General features: G+C 42.4%; 6 protein-coding genes. 2 read left to right on the top strand and 4 right to left on the bottom strand.

Annotated elements, in window-relative coordinates:
* The first annotated feature begins 46 nt into the window (after positions 1 to 46).
* Positions 47 to 2,599: a ShlB/FhaC/HecB family hemolysin secretion/activation protein gene (locus ACLGGO_RS10220; protein WP_446419232.1), complete on the top strand. Its 2,553-nt coding sequence runs from the start codon at positions 47 to 49 to the stop codon at positions 2,597 to 2,599.
* Between the two features lie 12 nt (positions 2,600 to 2,611).
* Positions 2,612 to 3,232 carry a hypothetical protein gene (locus tag ACLGGO_RS10215; protein ID WP_446419231.1) on the top strand — a complete coding sequence of 207 codons (621 nt, stop codon included), beginning with the start codon at positions 2,612 to 2,614 and terminating at the stop codon, positions 3,230 to 3,232.
* Positions 3,233 to 3,287: 55 nt separating this feature from the next.
* On the opposite strand, the gene ACLGGO_RS10210 is transcribed toward ACLGGO_RS10215, so the two are convergent.
* The 4 genes from ACLGGO_RS10210 to ACLGGO_RS10195 all read right to left on the bottom strand — a co-directional run bounded on the left by ACLGGO_RS10210 (position 3,288) and on the right by ACLGGO_RS10195 (position 12,374).
* A complete protein-coding gene (locus tag ACLGGO_RS10210) occupies positions 3,288 to 8,615 on the bottom strand; it encodes a protein kinase domain-containing protein (protein ID WP_446419230.1) in 5,328 nt (1,775 codons plus the stop codon).
* A gap of 207 nt (positions 8,616 to 8,822) precedes the next feature.
* The gene (locus tag ACLGGO_RS10205; RefSeq protein WP_446419229.1) at positions 8,823 to 9,488 is read right to left on the bottom strand and encodes a hypothetical protein; all 666 of its coding nucleotides are present in this window, start codon (positions 9,486 to 9,488) and stop codon (positions 8,823 to 8,825) included.
* Positions 9,489 to 9,615: 127 nt separating this feature from the next.
* A complete protein-coding gene (locus ACLGGO_RS10200) occupies positions 9,616 to 11,103 on the bottom strand; it encodes a hypothetical protein (RefSeq protein WP_446419228.1) in 1,488 nt (495 codons plus the stop codon).
* 188 nt (positions 11,104 to 11,291) lie between these two features.
* Positions 11,292 to 12,374 carry an amidohydrolase family protein gene (locus ACLGGO_RS10195; protein ID WP_446419227.1) on the bottom strand — a complete coding sequence of 361 codons (1,083 nt, stop codon included), beginning with the start codon at positions 12,372 to 12,374 and terminating at the stop codon, positions 11,292 to 11,294.
* Positions 12,375 to 12,426 lie beyond the last annotated feature (52 nt).

Below are 12,426 nucleotides of genomic sequence, written 5' to 3'. Positions count from 1 at the left end.
TGGTGAAACACCCTCGAAGGTCACTGACTCAACCTCAAAGGAGGTAATGGCTCGCCCAGTCCGTGGTCAAGAAACGTCAAAGGTGGGTACTGTGCAGGGTAAACCTGTCAAGTCTCCTGCTTCACGGGTTAAACCGACTACATCTGTGGTGATTAAGCCTCAGTCCTTGAAAATTAAACCCACAATCTCTACATCAACATCCCTCAATCCCCCGAATCTCAAACCTCAAGCTGTCAAACCCCAAGCGCCCAAACCTGCCCGTTTGTCGATCGTAACCCTTCATGATCCTGGCGTACACAGATCTTCAGGTTTAGAAGACTCAAATATTGTTTTACATGCAGATAGGCTAGAGGCGATTCTGTTTGATCCCATTGTTTTACCGGGGGATAGCCTCAATCTTACCCAGGATGATCCCACTGTCTTTCCCACCGCCAATATTTCTTTGTTCCGTCACCAGTTGGCTCATTTTCAGGGTGGGATGGTAGATGTAAATGATCATAGCCATTCCCAAAGACTTGTGATTAAGCCTATCCCAAGTAATCGGGACAACCGGCAAGTGTCTATTCTTGCTGTTGAAAATTTTCTCACTCCTGATTCCCCAGAGGTAGAGTCAAAACCTGGGGATGTAGAGGAAACGAGAATACAGGTTCTGGATAGAAGTAATTTAGAGAGTAACTTTTCACGTCAATCTGAATCAAGGACAGATGACCCCGCTGTATCGGGGACTCAAATTCATCCCACTCACTTAAAACCAGAAAATCGACAGGCGGCGAGTTTAGCACCGTCTCAGATTCACCCGGCGCGTCTCCAACCGGAAAATCGGCAAGGGGTGAATCTGCGCGTTTTCCCAATTCAGCCTCTAATCGGACAATCTGAACCGTTGCAATCGACTCAACCCGAAACCGTGAATCATCAGCAACGCCCCCAACACTCATCGGTTACGGTAGAGAAACCTAAATCCACTCCCAGTAGTAACGTAGTTTGGCAACCTTTATCCTCCCAGAACCGGAATCAGTCGCCAATCGTTGAGAGTAGCCATGGAATTCGTTTGATTTCGGCGAACACTAAACAGAATGGTGACACCCCGCCTGAAGAGAATCAGATTTCAGTTCAAGAGATTAATGTCACCGGGAGTACAATTTTTGGGGAGGCTGAACTTAACCCGATTATTGAACCGGTTGAAGGACGTACTGTCACGTTGGAAGAACTCAGAAGTGTGGCGGATGGGATTTCTCAACTGTATCTGGAACGAGGCTACATTACCTCTAGGGCGGTTCTGGTGGAAGAAACCCTGGACACAGATGTGGTAGAAATTCGGGTGATTGAAGGGAGTCTGGAAGAGATTCAGGTGGAAGGAACACGACGGCTGAATCCGAGTTACGTGCGATCGCGCGTCCGATTGGGGGCGGATACACCCCTGAATACAGGCGAGTTAGAAGATCAATTGCGCTTGTTACGAGTTAATCCCTTATTTGAAAATGTGGAAGCCTCGTTGAGGGCGGGAACCGGATTGGGACAAAGTATTCTTGTGGTGCGGGTTACTGAAGCCGATCCCTTTGAAGGAAGTGTCGGTATTGATAACTATTCCCCTCCCAGTGTAGGTTCTGAACGCTTAACTGCGAATGCCCGCTATCTCAATCTAACCGGAATTGGGGATGAAATTGCCGCACAATACAACCGCACAACGGCGGGTGGTGCCCATACCTGGGATTTTAATTATCGGGCGCCAATCAATGCGATGAATGGTACGGTGCAGCTGCGTACATCGTTTAATGAAAATGAAGTGATTCAAGAAGATTTGCAGGTATTCGATATTCAAGGAGAATCCGATCTCTATGAAATTAACTATCGCCAACCCTTAATCCGCACACCGCGTCGAGAGTTTGCATTATCCCTAGGGTTTACTCATCAGGATGGTCAAACCTTTACCTTTGCTGGACCAACACCGTTTGGTGTGGGACCCGATGAAGATGGTGTTAGTCGCACCAGTGTGTTGAAGTTTGGACAAGAATACACCCTACGTCAAACCTCTGGAGCGTGGGCATTTCGTTCCCTATTTAGTTTTGGCACTGGCTTATTTGATGCCACAGAAAATTCCGATGTTGATGAAAATAATCCCGATGGTCAGTTTGTTAGTTGGTTGGCTCAAATCCAGCGGGTGCAAATTCTGAATCCGGATAACTTTTTAATTATTCAAGCGGATCTCCAGTTAGCCTTTGATAGTTTATTACCTGCTCAACAATTTGTCATTGGTGGCGGTCAATCGGTACGAGGATATCGGCAAAATGTGCGGGCGGGAGACAATGGATTTCGCGTTTCTGTAGAAGATCGGATTACGTTAGAACGGGATGAATCGGGTATTGCCACATTTGTCTTAGCACCATTTTTTGATGTCGGTTATGTTTGGAATCGAGGGACGAATCCGAATGAATTATTAGACCAGACATTTATTGCTGGGTTAGGGTTAGGTATATTGTGGGAACCTTTGCCTAATTTAAACCTGCGGCTGGATTATGGTTTGCCCTTGGTTGATTTAGAGGATCGCGGGGCAAATGCTCAAGATGAGGGGTTTTATTTTAGTGTGAATTACAATTTCTAGGGTAAGTTTATCATGTCTAAATCTCCTATCCTTGAACCCGGAAAGTCTTACACCTTCAGTAATTATTTCGAGATGACCTATGAGCCAGATGACATTTTAGCTGAATTTGGCTTTTCTCTCCAACGCATCAGTCTTGACTTACCCCTATCTAAGACGAACTTCGACCAATTAACTGAACTTAAGAATAGCATTCAACGCCGCTTACCCTATGTTAGCCTTACCAGTGAAGCCGCTCGTCGAGAAATCCTGATTGCCCCTGTTGTTTTAGCGCTCATCGACTACACCCACGCTCAACTTAGAATCGAGTATTCGATCAACGTCTCTGAGCAACTCAAAGGCGCTCTCGACTACTACCTCCATACCCAGTATAATCTTCTAGTCATTGAAGCCAAAAATGCTGACCTTGCTAGAGGTTTTACTCAACTTGCTGTTGAACTCATCGCCCTTGACCAATGGACAACTTCAAACGAACCATTGCTCTATGGTGCTGTATCAACCGGAGATGTATGGCAATTTGGAGTACTGCATCGTGAGCAAAAAAAAGTTCAGCAAGATCTCAATATTTATCGGTTACCTGCTGATCTCAATGACTTATTTAGCCATCTCGTTGCTATCCTGAATAATAACCGCTGATGTCTATAAGGGAGCAGTAGGGTGGGCAAGAGCAACCAAGGATAATATAAATGTTTCAAGGTTTATCACTCTTGCCCACCCTACATAGGGCTAAATAATAGCGAGCAGCCAGATCGTCTCCATGATAGTCTACGCATTCTTGAAATAAGCGTGCGGCTTCTGGCAAAGAACGCTGATGATACAACAGAACCGCTCGTTCAAACGTTTCTTTTGTGGCAATTTTGGCTTGCCGCAATTCTGGCGGATCGGCACAAAAGACTTCAAACAAGCCAACGGCTTGAGTTTTGCCTTTGACTTGGACTTTTCCGATAAATCGAAAGTCGTAGTCTAAAGGATTATTTAAACCTGCCCAAGTTTTATCGGTGATTAATAGCGAAACGCGATAGATTTTGGTTAATCCTTCCACCCGCGAGGCAAGATTGACTGAATCCCCAATCACTGTTCCATCCATCCGATCCATCCCTCCCACTGTTCCTATCATTAACGATCCCGTATGCAAGCCGATACCAATACGAAGGGGTGTGAGATTTCTGTCGTGGCGAGAAGAATTGTAGTTTGTCAACGCTTGCAGCATGGCGATTGCCCCTCGAATGGCATCATCGGCGGAATTGGGAAACAGTGCCATGATAGCGTCACCAATATATTTATCGATAAACCCGCCATGAGCTTTAATTGGCGGCTCCATATAACCGAGATAATCATTAATAAACGCAAAGTTTTCAGCAGGGGTCATCTGCTCAGAGATGGTGGTAAAATCACGAATATCGGAGAATAAAACTGTCATTTCCCCTTCGACTTGATCCCCCAGTTTCACATCAAGAATACTCTTTTTCTCTAAAAAGCTGAGAAACTGCGAAGGAACAAAGCGCTCGTAAGCCCGGTTTAACGCTGCCATATTGGTATAAAGTCGGGCATTTTCGATGGAGATGGCAGCTTGGGTGGAGAGGGTTCGCAAAAGAGCCACGCGATCGCGGGTAAAGGCGTTGATGGCAAGGTTATTTTCTAGGTAAAGAATACCGCTTAATTGCCCTTGGTTGATCAGGGGAATACAGAGGATAGATTTGGCTTGGGTGGCGAGGATATAGGGATCGTTGGTAAAGTCTCCTTTACGACAAGCATCGTCTAAGATAACGTTTTCTTTCAGGCGAGCGACATAATTGACGATGGCTGAAGAAAGTAAGGAATTGGCTTGTTCTTTTTCGGTTTCGATCGGAATGGATTGTAATAACCTTGTCTCGCTCTCATTCACCCATCTTTCTGCTTCAATAAACCAATTGCCTTCTTTTTCTAGAATTAAGAAACATTTTTGCGCTCCAGCACTGGCAATGGCAAGTTTCATCAAGTTGGCGAGTAAGTTTTTTAAGACAATTTTTTGGGATAGAGTTTCTGATGCTTTAATCACGGTTTCAATGTCTAGGGATTTGGCATAGCGCCCAGAGGTTGTCGTGATATCGTCGGATTCTGAAGATTGGAAAGTAAACCATTGGGGATACTTTTCTTCTAACTGTTCGACTTTGCGTTTTGCCCCCCAAATTTGATAGCATTGTCTGGCTCTTCTCATATAGAGTTTAGCAAAGTCTTCTTTTCCTTGTGCCAGCCAGAATTTTCCAGCGAGTTCATTGCTTAATGCTTCATTCTGAATGAATTCGTGTTCTTTGGCGGATGCAATGGCGCGATCGTAGAGTTGCATTGCGTCTTGCCATTGACTAGAAATACGAGCCATTTCTGCGGCGACGAGGAGATATTTATGCAGGAAGTTTGCCTCGCAGTTATCTGCCCATAGTTTCATCTGTTTTTGATTGGCTTCGATTTTATGCCAGTATTGTTTTTGTTCTGATGGCGATGCTTCGGGATAGTGAGCGATGAGAGTTAAGGAATAATAAAAATTATGTTTGGCAATTGAACTCATCGCTGGAATATAATCAAATAACGTTTCTGCGTATTCCAGATCGTTCAAACTCATTGGGCGCTCGTATAGATATAGAGCCTGAGATTTGAATATATAATAAAAACAAACGGCGGAAACTGTCTTTTCTTTCCATTCTTCGAGTGCGGCGATTTCATTAAATTCTTCTCCCTCAAAACAGAATTTATCAGAAGTAAGACCCATTAAGTTTTCAAGAATAGCTTTAGCAGCAACGCCACAATCTATTGACCACTGGTTCTTGTTTTCACTGGCAAATAATAAGCAGCGAGACACTTCTTTGAGGAGAAAATTTAAATCTTTACCTTGATATATCCAATTATAAATCCTATAGATAAGATGATAGCCAACTATTTGTAAATCGCCCCCTTGCAATCCAGCATTAATTCCGACTGTATTATATTGCTCCGATTGTTCAATTGGTTTTAACCAATGCACTGCCATGCCTGAATGAAGGAGATTAGCAAAACTTTTAGTATACCAATCCGAATATTTTTCAGCCAGTTTTACTCCAAGAAAACTATAGTCATAAGCCAAATTATATTCTTTAAAAACATGAGCTGCCATCATTGAAAAAAAACTGTAGCTTGTTGAAGATTTTTCAAAGTGACCGTATTTAAAATTAATATCGACTAATTTAACGGCAATAATATTACTTAATAATGGATTGGTAGCAAAAGTGGCAGGATGCAGTTTAGTTAGAATTTTTACAGCCGCTTTTTTTTCTGGGATTACCATTTCTGGGCTATCATATAAGGAGCTTATTTTTCGATCTCCTAAATTTTTTCTGTACTCTCTCAGTTCGGATTGGAAAGCTACGGAAAGATCTTGACAAGGAAGATTTATGCCCAGAGATGCCAAGGCAATGCGACCTGATTCAATCGCCTCAACCCATTTGCTCAATAAACTATATTCGACAATTTGGAGTAAGTAAAACTCTGTACGGTCAAGTATCGATTTTGATCGTTCCAGCGCTATAGAAATGAGAGATTGGGATTGATCAAAATCACCATTAAGATACTCAATTTCTGCCAGCTCTTTATAAAGATCGAGTGCCATTTCGTAATTTTCTTGCCAAATGTCTCCTGGAAATTCATCTGCTGCTAGACGTAAATAATTTTTTGATGCGGCATAGGCAATCGATTCTTTTGCTTTTTTTCCAGCATATAGATTCAGTTCTAATAGGTTTACTTTTTCGGTTCTATCGTCGATTAATTCAATTCCTTTATTCAGATGATCGACGATAGTAAATATTTTTTCTGCCATCTCTTGCTCACTAAAACTAGCCAGTAATAAGCGACCGATCTGAAGATGGACAGATTTTAGCCGATCGGGTTCAATCAGGGCATAAGCAGCTTGTTGAATGCGATCATGACGAAACTTATAATCTCGTACAATTAACGTAGATTCTAATAGAACTTCTGAGGTTACTTCCAACTCGGAGAGAGACTGAATTAAACCTTGTTGAATCGCTGGCAAAAGTTTTTGAAAGGTTTCTGAATCAGATTGTTGGTAAATAATTGAGAGCGTATTCAGATCGAAACGATTACCAATACAAGCAGCTAGAGGCAAAACAGTTTGGGTTGTATCGGACATTTTTCGTAACTTACCCAACATTAAATCCACCACATTATCCGTAATGTCTAACGCGGCAATTTGTGCCATTTCCCATTCCCAGAACTGGCGATCGCGATTGAACGTGAAGAGATTTTCCTGATTAATCGTTTTCAGAAATTCATTGATAAAGAAGGGATTACCTGAAGTTTTTTGTAAAATTAATTCTGCCAGAGAGTTAACGGCATCGCGATCGCGCTGCAGGGTATCAATTAAGAGTTGCGTAATATTCTCAATACTGAGGGGCGTTAAAAGAATTTGATTAACGATTGCCCCTTGCTCTTTCAAGCGTTCAATTGTGGCAATTGTCGGATGATTGACATCAACTTCATTATCCCGATAGGCACCGAGTAAAAGAAAATACTCCGTGTTGCGATCGCTCATCATTAATTCAATTAACTTCAGCGTACCAAAATCTGCCCATTGCAGATCGTCTAGAAAGATAACCAGAGGATGATCTTTCTGGCAAAAAACGCGAATAAAGTGCTGAAAAACGCGATTAAACCGATTTTGAGCTTGTGTTGCTTCTAAGGGTTGAACGGGAGGTTGCTTACCAATAATTACCTCGATTTCGGGGATAACATCCACGATAACTTGACCGTTAATTCCCAAAGCATCATTTAACTTATCGCGCCATCCATTTAATTCTGCTTGGCTTTCGATTAACAATTGACGCACGAGAGACTGAAGGGCAGCAACAATGGCGGAGTAAGGAATATTTCGCTGAAATTGATCGAATTTACCAGCAATAAAATAACCGCGTTTCTGGGAAATCGGTCGATAGAGTTCTTGGATAAATGCCGTTTTACCGATCCCAGAAAATCCCCCCACTAACATCATTTCTGCTCGTTGTTTAGAGGTGGATTCTGTTGTATTTGACGAGTTATTTTCTTCGGTGACTCGCTTAAAAGTTTCTAGTAATTGTTCAATTTCTAATTTTCGTCCGTAGAGTTTTTGCGGAACTTGCAATTGTTCGGCAAAATCGCGACAAGCCAGGGGAAATTCGGCAATTTGTCCGGTTTGTTGTAACTGATTGTAACATTCTTCTAAATCGGCTTTCAATCCCAACCCTGTCTGATAACGTTCCTCGGCAGTTTTTGCCAATAATTTCATCACGATGCGAGAGATAATTGTGGGAATTGAGGGGTTAATTTCATAGGGAGGGATGGGTGCGCGGGCAATATGGCTGTGTACTAACTCTAGAGCATCGCGGCTTTCAAAAAGTAACCGTCCGGTTAGGAGAGTGTAAAACGTTGCTCCCAAGGAATAAAAATCCGTTCTGTAATCGAGCGTTCGGTTCATTCTTCCCGTTTGTTCTGGGGACATATATGCTAATGTTCCTTCCAAAACATCAGGATTTTTTAAAGTAGGGGTTTCCTTGGTAAAAATGCTAGAAATTCCAAAATCAATAATTTTTACTTGTCCGGTTTCGGGATTAAAAATAATGTTAGAGGGATTAATGTCTTTGTGAATAATATGCGCTCCATGAATTCCAGCCAATGCTTCAGCAAGTTGTATCGCGATTTGCAGGAACTCTAAAAGTGTAAAACACTGAGACTTGAGCCAAGTATCTAAAGATTGACCGCCAACGTCTTCCAACACGATGGCTAGAGTATTTTCATAAGGTAATAATTTATAAGCAGCGATCGCGCCTTTAATATTGAGAGAGCGAGTAATCTCATATTCTTGTTTATATCGCGTCAGTTCGGAGGGGTTGGGATAATCTTTTTTGAGAATTTTAAGGATAACGGTACGCTCGCCAGTATGAGGTAAAGCACGATAAACTAACGATTTATCACTCTCGTAAAGTTTAGCAATGATTTTATAATCCGTAATTGTATCCATTTTGCTCCCCACTGTTTTGTCTGTTTATGCTCCATTGTAGAGCGTCAATATAGACTTTTCCCAGTTTTCAACTATTTTAAGACGGGTTGAATTTAGTCCTCATAAATTAAAAAACTGATCAAGCATTCCATAATGTTCGATCAGTTTGTCAATATTTCAAGATATTTGATCTTCTAGTCTCTCTTCAAAATATTGGACAATGGTATTTTACGTGAAGGCAGTCGGGATATAAACAGAAGGGGGAAGGTAGTTTCCGCCAGGATTCGGAGCTGGGTCACTTGCCCAGTCTTTTAATTGTTCTTTCGTTACAGTAAGTTTACCCAATTTAGGACGGGGCGGGTAAGCAATGAAATTAATATATTTCTTGCCGTCCGTTTTACATTCATCCGGTGCATCTTCGATGTAACCACTAAATGCATTCGTTATAACTTTCACATAAAAACTTTTACTAAACTCTTCGTTTTCCGGTATTGATGTTATAAGAGGCTGTCCAGTCATCTTTTTCATTACTTCGGATAATGTTAGGTTGATATTTTCACCTCCTGGTACTTCATTGGTTTTTCCTACTAATAGGTTTAGAAGAGCTTTCGCCCAAGTTTCTGCATTGGTTTTTGAGTTTGGGTCACCGTAAGAGAGATAAGCATCCGATTCTTGAGCTTGCTTTTGGAGAGCCTTAACAAGCAACGCTTTAAGTTTTTTTTCGTCTTCTGCTTGCGGACTATCAGCAAAAGCTAAATAATCACACCACGTCCAAGCGGTTAATCGAGACCACTGCGTTACTCCCGCTTTAATTTTTGTTAACTCCTTTTGCAGTCCATCGGGAAGTTTAGTCTCTAACAAACAGGCACCAGGTGTAGGCTCAGATGTAGTCATTGTCGATTCTCCTTGAAATGATTTTTTTGTCTGTGGATTCAGTCAGACACCAACTGATAATGATTCATAGCTGAATCTAATGCATTTAATTATAAACTAAAACAACATTTTATGCCGATTTACTAGATTATTGATTGAAGTTGTCTTGGTTAGGTAACAGTAAAAAGCTAAAATCGGCATAAGTTTTCTTGTCTCTGAGTTTAGCTAATGTATGACAAGTAATACAAGAGTTGCCCTTCTCATCGATTTGAACATAAGGCTCTAAGGTAACATTTGCTAAACGCAAGGGCGTCACACCCCGTCCACCAACCTCTGCCAGGTTATAAGGATCGTAGGGATTTTCCAGCCACTGAACGCCAATGAGTTGATAATTTCGCCAAACAGAAGTGGCTAGTTTTTTCTGCCATTTTTCGTTAAGTGACTGAGCAAATTTAGGGATAGAAACCAGCCGAGTAATTTGAGATGGTGTTTGTTCCTCAACGCCAGTAACAGTTGTTGTCACTGCATGAGGAAAATCCTGACGCCAAAGGTATGGTTTTTTAACATAAGGTGTATTTACTTGACAGTTTTCGGTACATTCAGAAGAATACAAATTGTAATGTTTCTGATCTCTCGACGCTGGCAGACTTGCGTTATCTGGTGCGTTATTGTTATGCTCAAAAGTCGCCCAAATCCACCCTTGTTGGCTAGTTTTTTGCATGATATGAAAACCGACTAAAGCTACAGGTACTGTGGTTTTTTCTGTCTTATTTTCGGGGGTTGTGACATTGAATGTTCGCTTTGTCGTGTAATATTTATCGGGGGCGGATGAGCCATCAGGCAACACCTTAGAATCGGGCAAAACCATCCACGATGCCTTAATTTCAATCGCTCCCATCCAGGTATTCACCTTGCAAGGGACATTGAGATGATCGGGAGTTTGCGGAAATGTTCCATTGGGTTCCTTAGCGCTGCATGCCAGTTGAAACAGATTATCTGTATTGTTAAACCCCTGGAGATTCTTATCAGAATACCACCCACTGTCAACAATTTGGTTAACCTCCACAGGATTCATGCGAATTTCATTCAGAATGTAGTTTCCGGCGCGATCTATTAAAGGCTCTTGACCTCGTGAAAAGATATGCAAATGATCAGTTGACTTAAGTTTCTCCGACTCTATAGTGGGTTCCGACGCAAATTCCGTCAACCGCAAGTCTTGATCGACAGACTGATTACCGTTAAAACCCAAACATTGAGGAGGAACAATCGGCTGAAGTTCGGGTTTTTCACCATCAGACTGAAAGACATCCTCTGGAAAATGGTAAAACTCCCAGACACGAGCCTTATCATGAGCTTGACCAATTTGCTCCTGTAAAGGTAAACCAGTCTGGCAATCTGCGGGCCAGTTCAGAGCGACAAATGTCTGCCAAGCAAAATCCCCAAACTTTATGTCCCGATTATCATGGACTAGGCTGGGATTGACAGGAATCGTTGCACTTAACTCAGCACGGGGTGAGTTATCGGTTTGAGTCCGAGCATTTTCGCTACTCAGCAGCAACAAACCACCACACACTACACAAGTCAGAATCACATACAAAATACTGATAAAGCGTCGATGAAGACTCATTTTAACCATTTTAACTTTGTCAAAAAACTATAGAAGGCACAATATAAATCTTTTGTCACTATTTAGCCTAGATCAAGTTTGATTTGTCAAGTTGTTTTTTGTTAAGAAATCAATAGTTAAGTAAAGTAGTCAACTACACCGAACGATCGCACCAGCGCTTTACCTGCAACTTTTGCGCGATCGCGACTCCAACTCCTTCACGCCAAACCGTAGAATCGACGGGGATTATGCCAAAGAATTTTTTCTAGGACTTCCTTGGATAATTGTCCTTCCAGCGCCACCATATCGGCAACCACATCGGGGTGGTGATCCATGTGGGGATAGTCGGAACCAAAGATGAGATTATCTTCCCCTAGTTCCTCTAACAGTTTGGGAATATAAGTTTCTGAGGGTTCCACGGCAATAAAACACTGACGATGAAAATACTCCGAGGGCTTCATTTTTACCGTATCCTTCACTTCCCAGCGCAAGTCTTCGTACTCGCGATCCAGTCGCCACAACCAGTACGGTAACCAACCACAACCCGACTCCAGAAATCCCACCCGGAGTTGCGGATGATTTTCCAAAACTCCCCCTTCAATTAATGTCAATAATGCCATCATTTGTTCCATCGGGTGAGAACAAGCATGGAGGGCAAAACGAGAGTGGAAACGATCTGCACCTGCACTGGGTACTCGGCTATGAGTTGTCTCGTGGAGACTAACCGCAATATTCAGGTTCTCGCATTCCGTCCAAAACGGTTCATAAGCCGGATCATTGAGCAATCTGCCCTTAACGGGATTGGGGCGCAAATAGACAGCTTTCCAGCCAAAATTGGCAATCCGTCGCAATTCGGTAACCATCTCTTCCGGATCATGTAGATTCACAACCCCAACGCCGTTTAAGATGGCTGGATTATAGCTACAAAAATCTCGCAACCAATTATTATAAGCGCGGATATAAGCACCGACTTGTTGAGGAGCCATCGTATCAACACCGCTAATCCACGAGAGGTACGTCGGATAAATAAATGCCATATCCACTCCCATTTGGTACATGGCTTGCACTTGAGACTCTGGGTTAAATTCTTTCGCCAAAGAAAGAGGGTGCGATCGCGCCACTTGTTTAGCGCCCTCATCAATCAGTTTATCCGAATACTTGTTCATCACCGACACCCCTTGAATCTTCAGATCCGGAGTCGGGGCAAAATCCCGAAACGCGGGTTCGAGATAGGTTTGCCAGAGGGAATCCGGCTCGTAAATATGGGCGTCTGCATCAATAATTCGATAATCGTTTAGCATGGTAATGTAATTAGTAAGTTGAACTCCTGCTTCCCCTGATAGTAATGAGCTA

Source organism: Coleofasciculus sp., from assembly GCF_046565525.1.
GTDB lineage: Bacteria > Cyanobacteriota > Cyanobacteriia > Cyanobacteriales > Coleofasciculaceae > Coleofasciculus.
This window is presented reverse-complemented; position numbering and strand designations above follow the sequence as displayed.

Bases quoted from the DNA above. Each gene is read 5' to 3' on its own strand.
- ACLGGO_RS10195 (WP_446419227.1), bottom strand. From the start codon at position 12,374: ATGCTAAACGATTATCGAATTATTGATGCAGACGCCCATATTTACGAG.
- ACLGGO_RS10210 (WP_446419230.1), bottom strand. From the start codon at position 8,615: ATGGATACAATTACGGATTATAAAATCATTGCTAAACTTTACGAGAGT.
- ACLGGO_RS10220 (WP_446419232.1), top strand. From the start codon at position 47: ATGGCTCGCCCAGTCCGTGGTCAAGAAACGTCAAAGGTGGGTACTGTG.
- ACLGGO_RS10215 (WP_446419231.1), top strand. From the start codon at position 2,612: ATGTCTAAATCTCCTATCCTTGAACCCGGAAAGTCTTACACCTTCAGT.
- ACLGGO_RS10200 (WP_446419228.1), bottom strand. From the start codon at position 11,103: ATGGTTAAAATGAGTCTTCATCGACGCTTTATCAGTATTTTGTATGTG.
- ACLGGO_RS10205 (WP_446419229.1), bottom strand. From the start codon at position 9,488: ATGACTACATCTGAGCCTACACCTGGTGCCTGTTTGTTAGAGACTAAA.